We start from the raw sequence: 20,222 nt of genomic DNA, 5'->3' as shown, positions 1-20,222 counted from the left end.
GGGGGCCGGGGTGGGGTGGGGGGTCAGCTGGTGCGGTCGGCGATGTAGTCGCAGAGGGATTCGAGGGCGCGGCGGGCCGGGCCCTGCGGGAGCGGGGCGAGCCGGGTACGCGCGTCCTCGGCGTAGCTGCGGACCGTCTCCCGGGCACGCTTGAGCGCCGGGGACTCGCGGAGCAGGCCGAGCGCCTCGGCGTGCAGCGCGTCGTCGACCAGCGGGCCGGTGGCCAGGATCTCCCGCAGCCGCACGCTCGCGGCGTCCGAGTCGTCGGAGCCGAGCGCGTACAGCACCGGCAGGGTGGGCACCCCCTCGCGCAGGTCGGTGCCGGGGGTCTTGCCGGACTGCACCGACTCGGAGGCGATGTCGAGCAGATCGTCGGAGAGCTGGAAGGCCACCCCGATGATCTCGCCGTACCCGGCCAGGGCCTCGACGTGCTCGGCGGGAGCCCCGGCGAACATGCCACCGAACCGGGCCGAGGTGGCGATCAGCGAGCCGGTCTTCTCGGCGATCACGTGCAGGTAGTGGGCGACCGGGTCGGAGCCGCGCGGGCCGACCGTCTCCGCGATCTGCCCGTGCACCAGCCGGGCGAACGTGCGCGCCTGCAGGCGGACCGCCTCGGGGCCCAGGTTGGCCGCGATGTCGGCGGCCCGGGCGAAGAGGAAGTCGCCGACCAGGATGGCCACCGAGTTGGTCCACCGGGAGTTGGCGCTCGGGGCGCCCCGGCGCACCGCGGCCTCGTCCATCACGTCGTCGTGGTAGAGCGTCGCCAGGTGAGTGAGCTCCATCACCACCGCGGCCGGCACCACCTCGGCGGCGGTCGGCTCACCGAACTGGGCGCCCAGCGCCACCAGCAGCGGACGGAACCGCTTGCCGCCCGCATCAACCAGGTGCCGGGAGGCCTCGGCCACGAGCGGGTCGGCGCTGGCCACGCTCTCCCGCAGCTGGCCCTCGACGCCATCCAGCACGCCCAGCACGGACGCCTCGACGCGCGGGTCGGCGAGGTGCAGGCCGAGCGCGCCGAACTGACCCGTGCTCACCGGACCCCGACGACCGCCGGAGCCGGTGGCACCTGAACGCTCGCCAGCCGGAATCACCACGTCCTCAACCATGCCACACCCGTTCGACCTGCCCGGAGAGGGGGATACGGACCGGGGGCCGGTACGCCACGGCGTACCGGCCCCCGGGGAACTGCCGGGAGTCATCTGACGAATTCGGCCGCACCGTTGGCCAGATCCAGCAGGGGCGCCGGGGCGACCCCCAGCACCAGCGTGGCCAGCACGCCGATGACCAGGGCCGCCGAGGTGAGCGCACCCGGCACGGTGACGGTCGGGGTGGCGTCCCCCGGCTCGGAGAGCCACATCATGACCACCACCCGCAGGTACGGGAAGGCCAGCACCATGCTGGTCAGCACGCCGGCGATCACCAGCCAGACCTGGTCCGCGTCCAGGGCCGGCGCGAAGATCGCGAACTTGCTGGTGAACCCGCTGGTCAGCGGGATACCGGCGAAGGCCAGCAGGATGAAGGTGAAGATCGCCGCGAAGAACGGCGAGCGCTTCCCCAGCCCGGCCCAGCGGGACAGGTGGGTGGCCTCCCCGTCGGCGTCCCGGACCAGGGTCACCACGGCGAACGCGGCGAGCACCGAGAAGCCGTACGCCACCAGGTAGAACATCGTGCCGGAGAGCCCGTCCTTGCTCGGCGCCAGCACGCCCACCAGCAGGTAGCCGGCGTTCGCGATGGACGAGTAGGCCAGCAGCCGCTTGATGTCGGTCTGGGTGACCGCCAGCACCGCGCCGACCAGCATGGTCAGCACCGCCACCGTGCCGAGGACCGGGGTGAAGTCCCAGGCGGCCCCCGCGAAGGCGACGTGGAAGACCCGCAGCAGGGCGCCGAACGCGGCGACCTTCGTGCAGGCGGCCATGAAGCCGGTCACCGGGGTCGGTGCGCCCTGGTACACGTCCGGCGTCCAGACGTGGAACGGCGCGGCGGCGGCCTTGAAGAGCAGGCCGATGGCGAGCAGCGCCATCCCGGCGTAGAGCAGCGTCGGGCTGGACGCCGACTCGGTGACCGCGGTGTGCACGGTGGCGAAGTCGACCCCGGCCACCCGACCCGGGATGCCCGAGGTGAAGCCGTAGATCAGCGCCACCCCGAACAGGAAGAACGCCGAGGCGTACGCGCCGAGCATGAAGTACTTCAGCGCCGCCTCCTGGCTCAGCAGCCGCCGGCGGCGGGCCAGCGCGCAGAGCAGGTAGAGCGGCAGCGAGAAGACCTCGAGCGCGATGAACATGGTCAGCAGGTCGTTCGCCGCCACGAAGATCAGCATGCCGCCGATGGCGAAGGTGGCCAGCGGGTACACCTCGGTGGCGCCGCCCGCGCCCGCGGCCTGCCGCCGGTCCTCGGCCGACTCGGCGGTGATCGCCGCGTGGGCCACGAAGGCCCCGCCGCGCTCCACCGCGCGCTCACCCATGAGCAGCAGCGTCATCACGGCCAGGATCAGGATCGCGCCCTGCAGGAAGAGCGTCGGCCCGTCCACCGCGATGGCCTGGCCGGCGGTGAGCAGCCGGGCGTCGGCGTTGAGGATCACCATGGTCAGCGCCGCCAGCACCGCCAGCAGGGCCAGCGCGAGCTGCACCCCGTTGCGCAGGCGGCGCGGCACGAACGCCTCGACCAGGACGCCGACCAGGGCCGCGCCCAACATGATCAGGATGGGAGCCAGCGCCGCGTAGTCGAGCGGCGGCAGCTTCAGTTCACTCACTTACGGTGCCGCCTTTCGTTCGCGACTGCGGGGCTCACTCGCTCCGCTCGTTCACTCCTCGCGCTCACCGGGCTGCCTCCTGGACGGTGCCGACCGCCGGGGCGGGGTCGGTCCGACCCACGTCCTGCATGGTCGCCTTGACGGCGGGGTTGATGACATCGGTGACCGGCTTCGGATAGAAGCCGAGCAGCACGATGAGCGCGATCAGCGGGGCGACCACGACCTTCTCGCGCAGGGTCAGGTCACGGCGCATGCCGTCGACCTCGGTCAGGGCCGGGTTGAGCGTGCCCTGGGTGGTGCGCTGGAACATCCACAGCACGTACGCCGCGGCCAGGATGATGCCGAGCGTGGCGATCACCGCGACCGGCTTGTTGACGGTGAACGTACCGATCAGCACCAGGAACTCGGAGACGAACGGCGCGGTGCCGGGCAGCGCCAGCGAGGCGAGACCGGCGAAGAAGAGCACCCCGGCCAGCACCGGGACCAGCTTGCCGGCGCCGCCGAAGTCGCTGATCAGGGCCGAGCCGCGACGGGCGATCAGCATGCCGACCACGAGGAAGAGCAGGCCGGTGGCGAGCCCGTGGTTGAGCATGTAGAGCACCGCGCCGGTGCCGGCCTGGGTGGTGAAGGCGAAGATGCCGACCCCGATGAAGCCGAAGTGCGCGATCGAGGTGTACGACACCAGCCGCTTGAGGTCGTTCTGACCGACCGCGAGCAGCGCCGCGTAGATGATGCCGATGACGCCGAGCGCCAGCGCCCACGGGGCGAACCAGCGCGACGCCTCGGGGAACAGCGGGAGGCAGTAGCGCAGGATCCCGAACGTGCCGACCTTGTCCAGCACGCCGACCAGCAGCGCGGCGGCACCGGCCGGGGCCGCGCCGCCGGCGTCCGGCAGCCAGGTGTGGAACGGGAAGAACGGCGCCTTGATCGCGAACGCGACGAAGAAGCCGAGGAACAGCCAGCGGGCCGTGTCGGTGGCGAACTCCGCCTGGCTCAGCGCCTGCCAGTCGAAGGTCTTCCCGCCGACCACCCAGAGGCCGATCACGGCGGCCAGCATGAACAGCCCGCCGACCAGCGAGTAGAGGAAGAACTTGACCGCCGCGTACTGCCGCTGGTGGCCGCCGTAGCTGCCGATCAGGAAGTACATCGGCACCAGCATGACCTCGAAGAACACGTAGAAGAGGAAGACGTCGGCGGCCGCGAAGACGCCGATCATCGTGCACTCGAGGACGAGCAGCAGCGCGAAGTAGGCCGGCACCGAACGCTTGGACGCCTCGGCGTCGTGCCAGGACGCCAGGATCACCAGCGGCACCAGGATCGTGATCAGCATCAGCATGACCAGGGCGATGCCGTCCACCTCGAAGGTGAAGTTGACGCCCCAGTTCGGGATCCACGGGTACGACTCGCGGAACTGGAACCGGTCACCGTCGGCGGAGAAGGCGATCCACATCACCACCGACAGCACCAGCACCAGCAGCGACCAGCCGAACGCCACCAGCTTGGCCAGGTCCGGCCGGCGGCGTGGCAGCACGGCCACGACCAGGGCGCCGACCAGCGGTGCCACGGTCAGCACCGAGAGGAACGGGAAGTTGGACATTATTCGGCCTTACCTCCGTCGTGACTGCGTGGCCCGCCGGCGGGGGCGGCCGCGTTCAGGTCGATCACGCCAGCCACCCCGCCTGCACCGCCAGGAACGCCGCGACCACGAGCAGCGCGCCGGTGAGGATCGAGGTCGCGTACGACCGCACGAAACCGGTCTGCAGCCGCCGGAGCCGACCCGAACCCCCGCCGACCGCGGCGGCGAGGCCGTTGACCAGCCCGTCCACGCCCCGGTTGTCGAGGAAGACCAGCGCCCGGGTGAGGAAGATGCCCGGCTTCTCGAAGACGGCCTCGTTGAAGGCGTCCGTGTAGAGGTTGCGGCGGGCCGCGGTGACCAGCACCCCGGCCGGCTGCGGCTCGGTGGCCGTGCCGTTGCGGAACAGGAACCAGGCCAGCCCGGCGCCGAGGACGGTGACCGCCAGCGAGAGCGTGGTGATCAGCCAGTGCGCGAGGACCGCCTCGTGGCCCTTCTCCTGGCCGCCCAGCCCGGCGGTCGCCTCCAGCCAGTCCGGTACGGACGTGGCGAGCAGGAAGCCCGCCCCGACCGAGCCGATCGCCAGCAGGATCAGCGGGATGGTCATCAGCTTCGGCGACTCGTGCGGGTGCTCGATCTCCTCGGTCCACCGCTTCGGGCCGTGGAAGGTGAGCACGAAGAGCCGGGTCATGTAGAACGCGGTCAACCCGGCGCCGATCAGCGCAGCCATGCCGAACAGCCAGGCGGTCCAGCCCTCCCGCTCGAACGCGGCCACGATGATCGGCTCCTTGGAGAAGAAGCCGGAGAACGGGAACATGCCGATGATGGCCAGCCAGCCCATCATGAAGGTCAGCCAGGTGACCTTCATGTACTTCGACAGGCCACCGAAGCGGCGGATGTCCACCTGGTCGTTCATGCCGTGCATGACCGAGCCGGCGCCGAGGAACATGTTGGCCTTGAAGAAGCCGTGCGCCAGCAGGTGCACGATGGCCAGCGCGTACGCCGCGCCGCCCAGGCCGACGCCGAGGAACATGTAGCCGATCTGGCTGACCGTGGACCAGGCCAGCACCCGCTTGATGTCGTCCTTGGCCGCGCCGATGAGGCAACCCATCAGCAGGGTGACCGCTCCGACGCCGACCACCACCAACTGGAGGGTGGTGTTGGCCGAGAAGACCGGGTTGGAGCGGGCGATCAGGTAGACGCCCGCGGTGACCATGGTGGCCGCGTGGATGAGCGCGGAGACCGGGGTCGGGCCCTCCATCGCGTCCGGCAGCCACGCCTGGAGCGGGAACTGGCCGGACTTGCCGGTCGCGCCGAGCAGCAGCAGCAGGCCGAGCACCAGCACGGTGGTCTGGCTCAGCGCGCCCACGCCGTTGAACACGTCCTCGTACTGGGTGCTGCCGAGCTGGGCGAAGAGCACGAAGATGCCGATGGCCAGGCCGGCGTCGCCGACCCGGTTCATCAGGAAGGCCTTCTTGCCGGCGGTGGCCGCGCTCGGCCGGCCGTACCAGAAGGAGATCAGCAGGTACGACGCCAGGCCGACGCCCTCCCAGCCGAAGTAGAGCATCACGTAGTTGTTGCCGAGCACCAGCAGCAGCATCGCGGCAACGAACAGGTTGAAGTACCCGAAGAACCGCCGCCGGCCCTCGTCGTGCGCCATGTACTCGACCGCGTACAGGTGGATCAGGAAACCCACCCCGGTGATCAGCAGGACGAAGACCGCGGCCAGCGGGTCGAAGAGCAGACCGAAGTCCACCTTCAGGTCACCGGCCGTGATGAACTGCCAGAGGCTCAGCTCGACCTGCTTGTTCTCCAGGCCACGAAGCTGGAAGAAGTAGCTCAGGCCGAGCACGAAGGCGGCGCCGATGGCCGCCACGCCCAGCCAGTGGCCCCACCGGTCGGCCCGGCGGCCGAGCAGCAGCAGGATCGCCGCGCTGACCAGCGGGATGGCCACCAGCAGCCAGACGCTGCCGAGAAATCCACTCGCCTCTGCGAAACGCACAGTCTCTTCCACCGTCGGCCCCTCAGTACTTCAGCAGGTTGGCGTCGTCGACGCTGGCCGAGCGCCGGGTCCGGAAGATCGCCATGATGATCGCGAGACCGACCACGACCTCGGCCGCCGCCACCACCATCACGAAGAACGCCATGATCTGACCGTTCAGGTCGCCGTTGATGCGGCTGAAGGTGACCAGCGTCAGGTTCGCCGCGTTGAGCATCAGCTCGACGCACATGAACAGGACGATCGCGTTGCGCCGGACCAGTACCCCGACCGCACCGATGGTGAAGAGCACCGCGGCGAGGACCAGGTAGTAGTTCGGCTCGACCGAGAAGAAGCTGCTCATTTCCGTTCCGTCCCCTTCAGCGAGGTCTCCTCGGCGGTCAGCTCCCGGACCGGCATGATCTCGGGGATGCTGCGCTCGGTCAGCCGGCCGTCGGGCAGGCGGGCCGGGGTGGCCACCGAGGACGACGTGGCGAAGACGCCCGGGCCGGGCTTCGGGCCGGGGTAGTTGCCGGGCCGGAACCGGGCCTTCATGGTGGCGATCTGGTCCATCCGGTCCTCCTTGCGCCGCTCGACGTGCGCCAGCACCATCGCGCCGACGGCCGCCGTGATCAGCAGCGCCGAGGTCAGCTCGAAGGCGAAGACGTACTTGGTGAAGAGCAGCCGGGCGATGCCCTGCACGTTGCCCTCGGCGTTGGCCCGGTCCAGGCCGACCGCCTGGACGCCGTCGAGCGCCCGGTACAGCCCGGTGCCGACCAGTCCGGCGAAGCCGAGCGCCAGCACGACCGCCGCCGTACGCTGCCCGCGCAGCGTCTCGATCAGCGAGTCGGAGGCGTCCCGGCCGACCAGCATGAGCACGAACAGGAAGAGCATCATGATCGCGCCGGTGTAGACGATGATCTGCACCATGCCGATGAACGGCCCCGCCTGGAGGACGTAGAACACGCCCAGGCAGAGCATGGTCAGCACCAGCCAGAGCGCCGAGTGCACCGCGTTGCGGGCCCACACCATGCCGATCGCGCCCAACAGCGCCAGCGGGGCGAGGATCCAGAAGGTCACCGCCTCGCCCCCGCCGACCGAGGTGGCCTCGGCGAGCACCGTCTGCGTGGTCATGCCGTGTCTCCCTTGCCTGCCGCCACCCGCTGGGCCGCCTGCTCGGCGCCCGGGAAGGTGACGCCGGGGGTCTCGTCGAGCTGGTACCGGCCCGGGTTGTTGGCCGAGTGCTCGGCGCCGGCGGAGGTGCCCGGGTTGGTCAGCGCGCCGACGTAGTAGTCCTTCTCGCTGTCGCCCAGCCGCATCGGGTGCGGCGGCTGCTCCATCCCCGGCAGCAGCGGCGCGAGCAGCTGCTCCTTCGTGAAGATCAGGTCCTGCCGGTTGTCCCGGGCCAGCTCGTACTCGTTGCTCATGGTCAGCGAACGGGTCGGGCAGGCCTCGATGCAGAGCCCGCAGAAGATGCACCGGGCGTAGTTGATCTGGTAGACGCTGGCGTACCGCTCACCCGGGGAGAAGCGCTGCTCCTCGGTGTTGTCGCCGCCCTCCACGTAGATCGCGTCGGCCGGGCAGGCCCAGGCGCACAGCTCGCAGCCGATGCACTTCTCCAGGCCGTCCGGGTGCCGGTTGAGGATGTGCCGCCCGTGGTAGCGCGGCGCCGAGACCGGCGGCTTGAACGGGTAGTCGGTGGTGACCACCTTCTTGAACATGTGCGAGAAGGTGACCCCGAAGCCCTTGAACGTTCCGGTGATCGCGCCCACGTCACACCTCCCTGGAGTCCGGGCCGGCGACGACGTTGGCCGGCTCCCGCTCGGCGACCACGCGCCTGGTGCGCGGGCTCGGTGGTACCTGAAGATCCATCGGGGGCAGCGGGAAGCTGCCGTGTGGCCGGCTGTTGACCTGCTCCTGCAGTGGCGGCGCCGGCTCCTTCTTCCGGCTCGGCCAGAAGAGCGTGGCCAGCAGCAGCACGCCCGCGCCGATGCCGGTGGCGACCAGCCGGTCCTTGGTCTGCCAGTCCTCGATCGAGCGCAGGCCGGCCAGGACCAGGATCCAGACCAGGTTGATCGGCAGCAGGACCTTCCAGCCGAAGCGCATGAACTGGTCGTACCGGAGCCGGGGCAGCGTGCCGCGCAGCCAGACGAAGACGAAGACCAGCGCGATCACCTTGCCGAAGAACCACAGCATCGGCCACCAACCGGAGTTGGCGCCGGCCCACAGGGTGATCGGCCAGGGGGCCCGCCAGCCGCCGAGGAACAGCGTCGTGGTGACCGCGGACATGGTCACCATCGAGACGTACTCGGAGAGCATGAAGAGGGCGAACTTCAGCGAGCTGTACTCGGTCATGAAGCCCGCGACCAGCTCCGACTCCGCCTCGGGCAGGTCGAACGGCGCCCGGTTGGTCTCACCGACTGTGGCGATGAAGAAGATGATGAAGCTGGGCAGCAGCAGGATCGCGTACCAGCCCGGCGCCGGGATGTCCTGGCCGGCGATGGTGAGCTGGGTGCCGTCGCCCTGGGCGGCGACGATGCCGCTGGTGGACATGGTGCCGGCGGTCATGAACACCGCCACGATGCTCAGTCCCATGGCGACCTCGTACGAGATCATCTGGGCGGTCGACCGGAGGCCACCGAGCAGCGGGTAGGTCGAGCCGGAGGCCCAGCCGCCGAGCACGATGCCGTAGATGCCCATCGACGAGCAGGCCAGCAGCACCAGCACCGCCACCGACACGTCGGTGACCTGCAGCGGCGTCCAGTGCCCGAAGATGCTCACCTTCGGGCCGAACGGCACCACCGACAGCGCGGTGACCGCGCAGATCACCGAGATGGTCGGGGCGAAGAAGTAGACGACCTTGTCGGCGGCCTTCGGGAGGATGTCCTCCTTGAAGGCCATCTTCAGGCCGTCGGCGAGGGTCTGCAGCAGGCCGAACGGGCCGACCTGGTTGGGGCCGGGCCGCACCGCCATCCGGCCGACGACCCGCCGCTCGAACCAGACGCCGAGCAGTGTGGCCAGCAGGCCGAAGGCGAACGCAAAGACGATCTTGATGAGGACCAGCCACCACGGGTCCTTGCCGAAGTCGGCCAGCGTCGGGTCCTGCGCCGCGAGGTAGAGATTCACTGGACACTCCCGGTGTTGAGGAGCGGACCCGGCCGGCCGGCGGCGTCCGCGGCGACCCGCCCGGCCGGGACGGTCGGTCCGCCGAGCGCGCCCGCCGAGACCGTGACGACGTCGCCGGACGTCGCGCCGAGGCTGCGCCGCACGGTCGATCCGGGCGAGTTGGTCGGCAGCCAGACAACCCCGTCCGGCATCTCGGTGATGGCCGCCGGCAGGGTGACCGCGCCGCGGTCGGTGCCCACGGTCACCGGGTCCCCGTCGGCCACGCCGAGCGTCTCGGCGGTGCCCTTGCCCAGCCGCACCACCGGCGGCCGGGCGGTGCCGGCCAGGTGCTCGTCGCCGTCGGTGAGGCTGCCCAGGTCGAGCAGCTGGTGCCAGGTGGCCAGCACCGCCTCGCCGGCGCCCGGCTGCGGCACGGTCGCCGGCTCCACCATCGGCGCGCCCGGCCGGTCCACCCGGGTCGGCGGCAGCGCGCCCAACTCCCGGCGGACGGTCATCACGTCGCCGGTGCCGAGCCGGACGTCGAGCTGCGCGGCGAGCGCGTCCAGCACCCGGCCGTCGTTCATCGCGTCCGTCTCCAGCACCCGCTCGAAGGTCCGCAGCCGGCCCTCCCAGTCCAGGAAGCTGCCGGCCTTCTCGACCACCGGGGCGACCGGGAGGACCACGTCGGCCCGCCGGGCCACCGCGCTCATCCGCAGCTCCAGGCTGACCAGGAACGGCACCGCGTCGAGGGCCTGCTCGGCCAGCCGCGGGTCGGCCAGGTCGGCCGGGTCGACGCCGGCCACCACGAGGGCCCCCAGCTGGCCGTTGGCGGCCGCGGTGAGGATCCCGTCGGTGTCCCGCCCGGCCTGGCTCGGGATGACCCCGGCCGGGATGTCCCAGGCCTCGCCCAGCTCCGCGCGGGCCGCCGGCTCGGTGACCAGGCGGCCACCGGGCAGCAGGTTGGGCAGGCAGCCCGCGTCGACCGCACCCCGGTCGCCCGCGCGCCGCGGCACCCAGGCCAGCTTGGCCCCGGTACGCCGGGCGACGTCCGCCGCCGCGGAGAGCCCGCCGGGCACCGCGCCGAGCCGCTCGCCGACGATCAGGATCGCGCCCGGCTGGCTCAGCGCCTCGGCCACCGTGGCGTGCTCGGCCAGCACGCTGGCCTCCTCGCCCGGCACCACCCGGGCCAGCTTGGCCCCGAGCTTCTCCAGGCCGCGGGTCGCGAACGGCGCGATCGCGTACACGGTGAGGGTCTTCTTCAGGTACGCCTTGCGCAGCCGCAGGAAGAGGATCGGGCACTCCTCCTCCGGCTCCAGGCCGACCAGCACCACCGCGGGCGCGTTCTCCACGTCGGTGTAGGTCACGTCGGTGACCCCGGCGACGTTGCTGGCCAGGAAGTCGGCCTCCTCGCGGGAGACCGGGCGGGCCCGGAAGTCCAGGTCGTTGGTGTGCAGCGCGACCCGGGCGAACTTCGCGTACGCGTAGGCGTCCTCGACGGTCAGCCGGCCGCCGGTGAGCACCGCGCTGCCCTGCCCGCCGTCCCGCGCGGCGCGCAGCCCGTCGGCGGCCCGGGTCAGCGCCTCGCTCCACGAGGCCTCGCGCAGCTCACCGCTGCGCTCGTCGCGCACCAGCGGCGTGCTGAGCCGGTCGAACGCCCGGGCGTACTGGAAGCCCCAACGGCCCTTGTCGCAGTTCCACTCCTCGTTCACCGCCGGGTCGTCGCCGGCCAGCCGGCGCAGCACCTTGCCGCGCCGCCAGTCGGTGCGCTGGGCGCAGCCGGCCGCGCAGTGCTCGCAGGCGCTCGGGGTGGAGACCAGGTCGAACGGGCGGGCCCGGAACCGGTACTGGGCGCCGGTCAGCGCGCCCACCGGGCAGATCTGCACGGTGTTGCCGGAGAAGTAGGAGTTGAAGGGCACGTCCCCTTCGTCACCCTCCTCGCCGTACGCGTCGTCCCGGTAGATGTTGATCTCCTCGGCGGACGACCGGCCCATCAGGTCGATGAACTTGTCGCCGGCGATCTCCTCGGAGAACCGGGTGCAGCGCTGGCAGAGCACGCACCGCTCGCGGTCGAGCAGCACCTGGGTGCTGATCTCCACCGGCTTCGGGTACTCCCGCTTGTGCTCGTGGAACCGCGAGTCCGTCCGGCCGGTGGACATCGCCTGGTTCTGCAGCGGGCACTCGCCGCCCTTGTCACACATCGGGCAGTCGAGCGGGTGGTTCACCAGCAGCAGCTCCATGATCCCCGCCTGCGCCTTCTTGGCGACCGGCGAGGTGAGCTGGGTCCGGACCACCATGCCATCGGCGACGGCCTGGGTGCAGGAGGCGACCGGCTTACGCTGGCCCTCCACCTCCACCAGGCACTGCCGGCAGGCGCCGGCCGGGGCCAGCAGCGGGTGGTCGCAGAACCGCGGGATCTCGATTCCCATCTGCTCGGCGACCCGGATCAGCAGCGTGCCCTTGGGCGCGGTGACCTCGATGCCGTCGATGGTGAGGGTGACGGTGTCGGTCTGCTTGGCTACGTCGGTCATCGAAGCCGCCCTTCATTCGCGACTGCGGGACTCGCAAGCTCGTTCCTCGCGCTCATCAGTGCGCTCCCACCAGCTGCTTGTCCGACAGCTTCGGCGCGGTACGTCCCTCGATGTAGTCGAGGTAGTCCTGCTTGAAGTACTTCAGCGACGAGGTCACCGAACTGGTCGCGCCGTCGCCCAGGCCGCAGAACGCGCGGCCCAGGACGTTGTCGCAGGTGTCCAGCAGGGTGTCCAGGTCCTCGTAGGTGCCGTGACCGGACAGGATGCGCCGGTAGATCCGGGTCATCCAGTAGTTGCCCTCGCGGCACGGGGTGCACTTGCCGCACGACTCGTGGTGGTAGAACTCCATCCACCGGTAGGTCGCGTACACCGGGCAGTCCTGGTCGGAGAAGATCTGCGTGGCCGTGGTGCCCAGGATGGAGCCGGCCGCCGCCACCCCCTCGAAGTCCAGCGGCACGTCCAGGTGCTCGGCGGTGAGCAGCGGGGTCGACGACCCGCCCGGGGTCCAGAACCGCAGGTTGTGCCCGGGCTGCATGCCACCGGCCAGCTCGATCAGCTCGCGCAGGGTGATCCCCATCGAGCACTCGTACTGGCCGGGGTTGGCGATCCGGCCGGAGAGCGAATAGATCATCGGGCCGGACGACTTCTCCGTACCCATGGTCTTCCACCAGTCGGCGCCGCCCAGCACGATGTACGGCACGCTGGCGATGGTGCCGACGTTGTTGACCACGGTCGGGCTGGCGTACAGGCCGTGGGTCGCCGGGAACGGCGGGCGCAGCCGGGGCTGGCCCCGGAAGCCCTCCAGCGAGTCCAGCAGCGCGGTCTCCTCGCCGCAGATGTACGCCCCGGCGCCGGAGTGCACCACCAGTTCCAGGTCGAACCCGGAGCCGAGGATGTTCCGGCCGAGGTAACCCTTGGCGTACGCCTCGGCGACCGCGTTGCGCAGCCGGCGCGCGGCGTGCACCGCCTCGCCCCGGATGTAGATGTAGGCGCGGTTGGCTCGGATCGCGTACGACGCGATGATCACGCCCTCGACCAGCGAGTGCGGGTCGTGCGTCATCAGCGGCAGGTCCTTGCAGGTGCCCGGCTCGCCCTCGTCGGCGTTCACCACCAGGTAGTGCGGCTTGCCGTCGCCCTGCGGGATGAAGCCCCACTTGAGACCGGTCGGGAAGCCCGCCCCGCCGCGGCCGCGCAGGCCGGAGTCCTTGATCAGCTGGATCAGGTCGTCCGGGTGCGCGGTGAGCGCCTTGCGCAGGGCGGCGTAGCCGTCCAGCTTCTCGTAGGTGGCGATCCCCCAGGCGTCCGGCGACAGCCAGCGCTTGGTCAGCACCGGCGTGAGCTTGGCCAGCGTCTCGGGCCGAGGCGTCGTCACTTTTGAGCCTCCTTCAGGTTGCGCTGCTGCGCCCCGGCGTCGTCGCCGGCGGGCTTGCCGTCACCGGCCGGCGGGTTGGCCGCCGCGCCGGCCGCCTCGGCCGCCTGGGCGTCGCGCGGCGCGGGCGGCGCGCCGTCGGTCGGGACCTTGGTGCCCGGGGCGTCCGGGACCGCGGTGCCCGCGTCCGGCTGCCGGGTCTCGGCGGTACGCACCTGCGGCGACTTGTCGTCCGGCGCCTTCACGTCGGGCGCGGTGCTGCCGGTGACCGCCGCCGGCCGGGCCGGCTCGGCGGCCGGCGCCGGCTTCGCGGCCTCGGCCTTGGCCTTCGCCTCGGCGGCCGCCTGGTCGGCCTCGGCCTTGCTGCGGATCGGCGTGTTCGGGTCGAAGCCCGACACCGAGATGCCGTGCTGCTCGGCCAGGCGCAGGCCGCGCAGGCTCGGCTCGCCCGGGCCGCCGTCGGCCACCGCGCCGTCCCGCTCGTCGGCGAACCCGGCGAGCTGGACGGCCATCTCCTTGAGCGTGCAGAGCCGGGCGCCGCGGGTCGGCATCGGCCGGCCGCCGGCGCGCAGCTCCTCGACGACGCCCAGCGCGGTCTGCGCGTCCACGTTGTCGAAGAAGTCGTAGTTGACCGTCATCACCGGGCCGTAGTCGCACGCCGCCAGGCACTCGGCGTGCTCCAGGGTGATCTTCCCGTCGGCGGTGGTCTCGTCGTGCCCGACGCCCAGGTGCTCGGCCAGGGTGTCGTAGACCTGCTGGCCGCCCAGCACGTTGCACATCGTGTTGGTGCAGACGCTGACCAGGAAGTCGCCGGTCGGCTTGCGCTTGTACATGGTGTAGAAGGTGGCCACCGCGCCGACCTGGGCCTTGTTCAGGCCGAGCACCTCGGCGCAGAACTCGACCCCGGCCGGGGAGACGTACCCCTCCTCGGACTGGACCAGGTGCAGCAGCGGCAGCAGCGCCGAGCGGGACCGGTCGGCCGGGTACCGGGCGATGATCTCCCGCGCCCGCTCCCGGGTCTGTTCGGTAAACACAGTCATCGGTCACAACCACCCATCACGGGGTCCAGCGAGGCGCCACCGGCGATCACGTCGGCGATCAGGCCACCCTCGGCCATCGCCGGGAGGGCCTGGAGGTTGACGAAGCTCGGCTCCCGGTAGTGCACCCGGTACGGCCGGGTGCCGCCGTCGGAGACGGCGTGCACGCCCAGTTCGCCGCGGGGCGACTCGATGCCGACGTACACCTGTCCCGGCGGGACCCGGAAGCCCTCGGTGACGAGCTTGAAGTGGTGGATCAGCGACTCCATCGACTGACCCATGATCTTGGCGACGTGCTCCAGCGAGTTGCCCATGCCGTCCACGCCGATGGCGAGCTGCGCCGGCCAGGCGATCTTCTTGTCGGAGACCATCACCGGGCCCGGCTTGGCCAGCCGGTCCACCGCCTGCTCGACCAGCTTCAGCGACTCCCGGATCTCGGCGAGCCGGACCAGGTAGCGGCCCCAGACGTCGCCGTCGGTGTGCGTGGGCACGTCGAACTCGTACGTCTCGTAGCCGCAGTACGGCATGGTCTTGCGCAGGTCCCAGGCCAGGCCGGCGGAGCGCAGCACCGGGCCGGTGACGCCGAGCGCCAGACAGCCGGTCACGTCGAGCACCGCCACGTTCTTGGTCCGCTCGATCCAGATCGGCTGGCCGGAGAGGAGGTCCTCGTACTCCTTGAGCTTCTTCGGCAGCAGGACCAGGAAGTCGCGGATCTTGCGGATCGCGTCCTCCGGCACGTCCTGCGCCACCCCGCCCGGGCGGACGTACGCGTGGTTCATCCGCAGGCCGGTGATGGTCTCGAAGATGTCGAGGATGTACTCCCGCTCGCGGAAGCCGTACAACATCATGTTGATCGCACCGAGCTCCATGCCGGTGGTGGCCAGCCAGACCAGGTGCGAGGAGATCCGGTTGAGCTCCATCATCAGCACCCGGATGGTGGTGGCCCGCTCGGTGATGTCGTCGGTGATGCCGAGCAGCTTCTCCACCGCCAGCGCGTACGCCGTCTCGTTGAACAGCGGGGAGAGATAGTCCATCCGGGTCACGAAGGTCGAGCCCTGCACCCAGTTGCGGAACTCGAGGTTCTTCTCGATGCCGGTGTGCAGGTAGCCGACGACCGAGCGGGCCTCGCGGACCGTCTCGCCCTCCAGCTCCAGGATCAGCCGGAGCACGCCGTGGGTCGACGGGTGCTGCGGGCCCATGTTGACGACGATCCGCTCGTCGTTGATCGGGTCGGTGCCGGAGACGACCTGGTCCCAGTCCCCACCGGTGACGGTGAAGACCTTGCCCTCGGTGGTCTCGCGCTCGGTCGCGTAGTTCGACGTCGTCACCGCGCCTGCCCTCCGTTCGCGACTGCGGGGCTCCGCTCCGCCGCACTGCTCGCGCTCACTGGTAAGACCTCCGCTTGTCCGGCGGTGGGATCTCCGCGCCCTTGTACTCCACCGGGACGCCGCCCAGCGGGTAGTCCTTGCGCTGCGGGTGCCCCTCCCAGTCGTCCGGCATGAGGATCCGGGTCAGGTTGGGGTGGCCGTCGAAGACGATGCCGAACATGTCGTACGTCTCCCGCTCCTGCCAGTCGGCGGTCGGGTAGACGGCGGTCACGCTCGGCAGGTGCGGGTCGTCGGCGGGGACCGCGGCCTCCAGCCGGACCAGGCGCCGGTAGGTCATCGAGGTGAGCTGGTAGACCACGTGCAGCCGGCGCTCGTCGGCGCCGAGGTAGTCCACCCCGGACACCGAGGAGCAGAGCTCGAAGCGGAGCGCCAGGTCGTCCCGCATCACCTGGCAGACCTCAGCGATCCGCTCCGGGCGGACGTGCAGGGTCAGCTCGCCCCGGTCCACCACGACCTTCTCGATCGCCTCGCCGAACTGCGGGTACGCCTCCTCGAGCGCGTCCCGGACCTCGTCGAAGTAGCCGCCGTACGGCCGGCTGGCCTCCTCGATCGGCTTGCGCTGCCGGACCAGGCCGCCGTAGCCGGAGACGTCACCGGTGCCCTGGTTGCCGAACATGCCGCGCCCGGCGGGGCTGGCCGGCGGGTACTCGGCCGGGGCGGTGCTGCTGGCGCCGGCCGGGGTGACCGGTACCGGCACGCCGCCGTCGTTGTTCCTGTCGTTCGGTGCGGTCACTGCCCCTGCCCTCCGTTCGCGACTGCCCGCTCCGCCGTGGTCCGCGCGCTCACCTGGGGCCTTCCTGCGTCTGGAGGTGCTGCTGCGCCTTCATCCAGTTCTCGATCCGCAGCTGCTCCTCGCGGCCCTCGCGGACCGCCCGGGTCCACTCGGCCCGGCGGGCCTTGTCGCTGCGGTACGACGACGGCATCGAGCCGTACGGCACGACGGGCACGTCACCGCGCTCCTTGCGGGCCTCGAGCATCTTGCGGCCGTTCGGGCCCAGCGGCTCGTACATGATCTTCTCGCGGAGCTTGAGCACCGCGTCGATGAGCATCTCGGGCCGGGGCGGGCAGCCGGGGAGGTACATGTCGACCGGTACGACGTGGTCGACGCCCTGCACGATGGCGTAGTTGTTGAACATGCCGCCGCTGCTGGCGCAGACCCCCATGGAGAGCACCCAGCGGGGCTCGGCCATCTGGTCGTAGATCTGGCGCAGCACCGGGGCCATCTTCTGGCTCACCCGGCCGGCCACGATCATCAGGTCCGCCTGCCGGGGCGAGGCGCGGAAGACCTCCATGCCCCAGCGGCCCATGTCGTAGTGCGGGCCGCCGGCCGCCATCATCTCGATCGCGCAGCAGGCCAGGCCGAAGGTGGCGCCCCAGACGGACGACTTCCGCGACCAGTTGACCAGCTTCTCGACGGTGGTGAGCAGGACGCCGGAGGGAAGTTTCTCCTCGATGCCCATCTGCCGTACCTCCTCAGTTCCAGTCCAGGCCGCCGCGCCGCCAGACGTAGGCGTAGGCGACGAAGACCGCAACGATGAACAGGACCATCTCCACGAAGCCGAAGATCGGCAGAGCGTCGAAGGAGACCGCCCAGGGGTAGAGGAAGATGATCTCGATGTCGAAGACGATGAAGAGCATCGCCGTCAGGTAGAACTTGATCGGGAACCGGCCACCGCCGACGGGCTGCGGGCTCGGCTCGATGCCGCACTCGTACGCCTCGAGCTTGGCCTTGTTCAGGCGTCGGGGGCCGGCGAATCGGGCGGCGGCCACGGAGAACAGCGAGAACCCCGCGGCGAGGGCGAACAGCCCGATGATCGGTGCGTAAGGCGAGAGCGTCATCGTAGTCTCCTGCTCGTCCTTCCCTGGCCTCGGTGGTTGGCGAAAATCACACTATTCACGTCCCTCCCGACCTCGGCCGGCGGGGTCGATCTCTGTCCGTATCCGGCCCCGGTTCCGGGTACGGGTGGTCCTGGGCGGTGCCGGCCCACGTGCCCCGACCAGGGCTCGCAAGCTCACTCCTCGCGCTACACGGCCGGCGCCACCTTCGTCATCGCGTTGATGACCCGGTCCATCGCGTCCCCGCCCCGCGGGTCGGTCAGGTTGGCCAGCAGCTTGAGCACGAAGCGCATCAACATCGGGTGCGGCATGCCGTGCTTGGTGGCCATCCGCATGATCTCCGGACGGCCGATCAGCTTCACGAAGATCCCGCCGAGCCGGTAGTAGCCGCCGAAGCGCGCCTTCAGCTCCTGCGGGTACGCCAGCAGCGCCCGCTCCCGGTCGGCGCCGGCCGGCCGGGCCAGCGCCTGCACGGCCACCTCGGCGGCCAGCTCACCGGACTCCATGGCGTACGCGATGCCCTCGCCGTTGAACGGGTTGACCATGCCGCCGGAGTCGCCGACCAGCAGCACCCCACGGGTGTAGTGCGGGACCCGGTTGAAGCCCATCGGCAGCGCGGCGCCGAGGATCGGCCCTTCCGCGTTGGTCTCGTCGGTCATCCCCCAGTCCTCGGGGGTGTTGGCCAGCCAGTCGGTGAGCAGCCGCCGGTAGTTGGTCTTGCCGAAGGCGGCGGAGGAGTTGAGCACGCCCAGGCCGACGTTCACCCGGCCGTCGCCGAGACCGAAGATCCAGCCGTACCCGGGCAGCAGCGCGTCGCTGCCCTTGGCCCGCAGCTCCAGCCACGACTCCAGGTAGTCGTCGTCGTGCTTGGCGGCCGAGCGGTAGTAGCGGCGCACCGCCACGCCGATCGGCCGGTCCTCCCGCTTGGCCAGCCCGAGGGCGAGCGGGAACCGGCCGGAGACGCCGTCCGCGGCGACCACCAGCGGGGCGTGGAAGGTGGCCGGCTCCTTGTCCGGACCCACCTCGGCCCGCACGCCGATCACCCGGTCGTCCGCGTCGAGCACCGGAGTCAGCACGTTGACGCTCGTCCGCAGCTTCGCCCCGGCGGCGACGGCCCGCTGGGCGAGCAGGTCGTCGAAGTCGAGCCGGGTGCGGACCAGGCCGTAGTTGGGGAAGCTGGCGAGGTCGGGCCAGTCCAGTTCGAGGCGTATCCCGCCGCCGATCACCCGCAGGCCCTTGTTCTGCAGCCAGCCGGCCTCGGGCGAGGTGTCCACGCCCATCCGGATGAGCTGCCGCACGGCCCGGGGGGTCAGGCCGTCACCGCAGACCTTCTCCCGGGGAAACTCGGTCTTCTCCAGCAGCAGCACGCGTACGCCGTGCCGCGCCAGGTGGTACGCCGTCGCCGATCCTCCGGGACCGGCGCCCACGACGATGACGTCGGCGTCGTTCTCCACCGCGGTCATCCGCGCCTCCTCCCGCATGCTCGTGAAATGGTTCACAAGCCGATCGGGTTGGAGTCTATGACCGGGGTTACACCGGTACGCGCTGAGGGGGGCCTAACTTGGCGAAAGTCGGTCGGAACGGCTCCCGGCGCTGGTCAGGAGCGGGCCGGATGGGCAGGTCCGAGGCCGGCGTCCAGCCGGATCGTCTCGGGTAGGTGCTCGCGCAGCGCGCCGCCGGCCGCCCGGTCCAGCGCGGCCAGCACCTCGGCGACCACCTGCCGGACGTCCGCCGGATCCGCACCGGCCAGCTCCCTGAGCTGCGCGATGAGTTCGGCGGCGTCGTCGTCCGTGGCCGCCTGCTCCGGTCCCGTCATGAGGGGCAGCCTACGGGTCTATGTAGACCAATATCCGATATTCACGAAACTTGCCGTTTTGCCGGCTTCTCCTCGGCCGCTGCCGACGCCGGTCCGGCCGGTCGCGGTCAGTCGCGCACGGCGCGGTGCAGCGCCACCACGCCGCCGGTCAGGTTCCGCCACGCCACCCGGCCCCAGCCGGCCCCGCCGATCCGCGCCGCCAGGGCCCGCTGGTCCGGCCAGGCCCGGATCGACTCGGCCAGGTAGACGTACGCGTCCGGGTTGCTGGAGACCGCCCGCGCCACGGCCGGCAGCGACCGCATCAGGTACGACAGGTAGACCGTGCGGAAGGCCGGGTTGACCGGGGTGCTGAACTCGCAGACCACCAGCCGGCCGCCCGGCTTCGTCACCCGGGCCAGCTCACGCAGCGCCGCGTCGGTGTCGTTCACGTTGCGCAGGGCGAACGAGATGGTCACCGCGTCGAAGCTGGCGTCGGCGAAGGGCAGCCGCAGGGCATCCCCGGCCAGCAAGGGCACGCCCGGCCGGGTCCGTTTGCCGGCGTGCAGCATGCCCAGCGACAGGTCGGCGCCGACCGCGTACGCCCCGGAGTGCGCCAACTCCTTGGTCGAGACGCCGGTGCCGGCGCCCACGTCCAGCACCCGCTCGCCCGGACCCAGCCCGAGCGCCGCCCGGGTGGCCCGCCGCCAGAACCGGTCCTGCCCGAAGGAGAGGACGGTGTTGGTCAGGTCGTAGCGGGCCGCCACGCCGTCGAACATCGCGGCGACCTCGTGCGGCTGCTTCTCCAGGCTGGCGCGCTGGCCCTGCGGGGTACGGCTCACCCCTCCACTCTGCCAGCCGGCCGTC

General features: G+C 71.0%; 18 protein-coding genes. All 18 read right to left on the bottom strand.

The features are described from left to right. Positions 1-23: 23 nt before the first annotated feature. Positions 24-1,106, bottom strand: a complete 1,083-nt coding sequence (locus tag LQ51_RS23610; RefSeq protein ID WP_046569237.1) for a polyprenyl synthetase family protein — start codon at positions 1,104-1,106, stop codon at positions 24-26. 89 nt (positions 1,107-1,195) lie between these two features. After that, positions 1,196-2,749: an NADH-quinone oxidoreductase subunit NuoN gene (gene nuoN, locus LQ51_RS23605; RefSeq protein WP_046569234.1), complete on the bottom strand. Its 1,554-nt coding sequence runs from the start codon at positions 2,747-2,749 to the stop codon at positions 1,196-1,198. Between the two features lie 64 nt (positions 2,750-2,813). Beyond that, positions 2,814-4,346 (bottom strand): NADH-quinone oxidoreductase subunit M, encoded by a 1,533-nt coding sequence (locus LQ51_RS23600; protein WP_046569231.1) that lies wholly within the window; start codon positions 4,344-4,346, stop codon positions 2,814-2,816. A 64-nt stretch (positions 4,347-4,410) separates the two neighbouring features. Next, positions 4,411-6,336 carry an NADH-quinone oxidoreductase subunit L gene (gene nuoL, locus LQ51_RS23595; RefSeq protein ID WP_046569229.1) on the bottom strand — a complete coding sequence of 642 codons (1,926 nt, stop codon included), beginning with the start codon at positions 6,334-6,336 and terminating at the stop codon, positions 4,411-4,413. Between the two features lie 10 nt (positions 6,337-6,346). Then, positions 6,347-6,664 carry an NADH-quinone oxidoreductase subunit NuoK gene (nuoK, locus tag LQ51_RS23590; RefSeq protein ID WP_046569226.1) on the bottom strand — a complete coding sequence of 106 codons (318 nt, stop codon included), beginning with the start codon at positions 6,662-6,664 and terminating at the stop codon, positions 6,347-6,349. Next, entirely contained in the window at positions 6,661-7,434 is a 774-nt protein-coding gene (locus LQ51_RS23585; protein WP_046569224.1) for an NADH-quinone oxidoreductase subunit J, read from the bottom strand. The genes nuoK and LQ51_RS23585 overlap by 4 nt, the downstream gene beginning before the upstream one ends. Next, positions 7,431-8,072, bottom strand: a complete 642-nt coding sequence (gene nuoI, locus LQ51_RS23580) for an NADH-quinone oxidoreductase subunit NuoI (RefSeq protein WP_046569221.1) — start codon at positions 8,070-8,072, stop codon at positions 7,431-7,433. The genes LQ51_RS23585 and nuoI overlap by 4 nt, the downstream gene beginning before the upstream one ends. Position 8,073: 1 nt before the next feature. Further along, on the bottom strand, positions 8,074-9,426 hold the full coding sequence (gene nuoH, locus LQ51_RS23575) for an NADH-quinone oxidoreductase subunit NuoH (protein WP_046569219.1): 1,353 nt from the start codon (positions 9,424-9,426) through the stop codon (positions 8,074-8,076). Continuing rightward, the gene (locus LQ51_RS23570; protein WP_046569213.1) at positions 9,423-11,933 is read right to left on the bottom strand and encodes an NADH-quinone oxidoreductase subunit G; all 2,511 of its coding nucleotides are present in this window, start codon (positions 11,931-11,933) and stop codon (positions 9,423-9,425) included. Before LQ51_RS23570 ends, nuoH begins: the two co-directional genes overlap by 4 nt. A gap of 55 nt (positions 11,934-11,988) precedes the next feature. Beyond that, positions 11,989-13,305 carry an NADH-quinone oxidoreductase subunit NuoF gene (gene nuoF / locus LQ51_RS23565; RefSeq protein ID WP_046569212.1) on the bottom strand — a complete coding sequence of 439 codons (1,317 nt, stop codon included), beginning with the start codon at positions 13,303-13,305 and terminating at the stop codon, positions 11,989-11,991. Continuing rightward, a complete protein-coding gene (nuoE, locus tag LQ51_RS23560) occupies positions 13,302-14,342 on the bottom strand; it encodes an NADH-quinone oxidoreductase subunit NuoE (RefSeq protein WP_046569210.1) in 1,041 nt (346 codons plus the stop codon). The genes nuoF and nuoE overlap by 4 nt, the downstream gene beginning before the upstream one ends. Next, positions 14,339-15,667 (bottom strand): NADH-quinone oxidoreductase subunit D, encoded by a 1,329-nt coding sequence (locus LQ51_RS23555; protein ID WP_046569208.1) that lies wholly within the window; start codon positions 15,665-15,667, stop codon positions 14,339-14,341. Before LQ51_RS23555 ends, nuoE begins: the two co-directional genes overlap by 4 nt. Before the next feature lie 55 nt (positions 15,668-15,722). Next, on the bottom strand, positions 15,723-16,460 hold the full coding sequence (locus LQ51_RS23550) for an NADH-quinone oxidoreductase subunit C (protein ID WP_046569207.1): 738 nt from the start codon (positions 16,458-16,460) through the stop codon (positions 15,723-15,725). 49 nt (positions 16,461-16,509) lie between these two features. Next, positions 16,510-17,187: a NuoB/complex I 20 kDa subunit family protein gene (locus LQ51_RS23545; RefSeq protein WP_046569205.1), complete on the bottom strand. Its 678-nt coding sequence runs from the start codon at positions 17,185-17,187 to the stop codon at positions 16,510-16,512. Positions 17,188-17,200: 13 nt separating this feature from the next. Beyond that, complete coding sequence (locus tag LQ51_RS23540) at positions 17,201-17,566, bottom strand: NADH-quinone oxidoreductase subunit A (protein WP_046569203.1); 366 nt, start codon at positions 17,564-17,566, stop codon at positions 17,201-17,203. A gap of 185 nt (positions 17,567-17,751) precedes the next feature. Continuing rightward, on the bottom strand, positions 17,752-19,026 hold the full coding sequence (locus LQ51_RS23535) for a geranylgeranyl reductase family protein (RefSeq protein ID WP_046569265.1): 1,275 nt from the start codon (positions 19,024-19,026) through the stop codon (positions 17,752-17,754). Positions 19,027-19,160: 134 nt separating this feature from the next. Further along, the gene (locus LQ51_RS23530) at positions 19,161-19,379 is read right to left on the bottom strand and encodes a hypothetical protein (protein ID WP_046569201.1); all 219 of its coding nucleotides are present in this window, start codon (positions 19,377-19,379) and stop codon (positions 19,161-19,163) included. A gap of 107 nt (positions 19,380-19,486) precedes the next feature. Next, entirely contained in the window at positions 19,487-20,197 is a 711-nt protein-coding gene (locus tag LQ51_RS23525) for a demethylmenaquinone methyltransferase (protein WP_046569199.1), read from the bottom strand. Positions 20,198-20,222: the final 25 nt, after the last annotated feature.

The organism is Micromonospora sp. HK10, assembly GCF_000982955.1.
Lineage (GTDB): Bacteria > Actinomycetota > Actinomycetes > Mycobacteriales > Micromonosporaceae > Micromonospora.
Note: the sequence above shows the minus strand (reverse complement) of the source record. Positions and strands in the feature narration are given on the sequence as shown.

Excerpts from the sequence above, each read along its gene's own strand:
- nuoE (WP_046569210.1), bottom strand. The coding sequence starts at position 14,342 with ATGACTGTGTTTACCGAACAGACCCGGGAGCGGGCGCGGGAGATCATC.
- LQ51_RS23530 (WP_046569201.1), bottom strand. The coding sequence starts at position 19,379 with ATGACGGGACCGGAGCAGGCGGCCACGGACGACGACGCCGCCGAACTC.
- LQ51_RS23540 (WP_046569203.1), bottom strand. The coding sequence starts at position 17,566 with ATGACGCTCTCGCCTTACGCACCGATCATCGGGCTGTTCGCCCTCGCC.
- nuoK (WP_046569226.1), bottom strand. The coding sequence starts at position 6,664 with ATGAGCAGCTTCTTCTCGGTCGAGCCGAACTACTACCTGGTCCTCGCC.
- LQ51_RS23545 (WP_046569205.1), bottom strand. The coding sequence starts at position 17,187 with ATGGGCATCGAGGAGAAACTTCCCTCCGGCGTCCTGCTCACCACCGTC.
- LQ51_RS23585 (WP_046569224.1), bottom strand. The coding sequence starts at position 7,434 with ATGACCACGCAGACGGTGCTCGCCGAGGCCACCTCGGTCGGCGGGGGC.
- LQ51_RS23600 (WP_046569231.1), bottom strand. The coding sequence starts at position 4,346 with ATGTCCAACTTCCCGTTCCTCTCGGTGCTGACCGTGGCACCGCTGGTC.
- LQ51_RS23610 (WP_046569237.1), bottom strand. The coding sequence starts at position 1,106 with ATGGTTGAGGACGTGGTGATTCCGGCTGGCGAGCGTTCAGGTGCCACC.
- LQ51_RS23570 (WP_046569213.1), bottom strand. The coding sequence starts at position 11,933 with ATGACCGACGTAGCCAAGCAGACCGACACCGTCACCCTCACCATCGAC.
- LQ51_RS23535 (WP_046569265.1), bottom strand. The coding sequence starts at position 19,026 with ATGACCGCGGTGGAGAACGACGCCGACGTCATCGTCGTGGGCGCCGGT.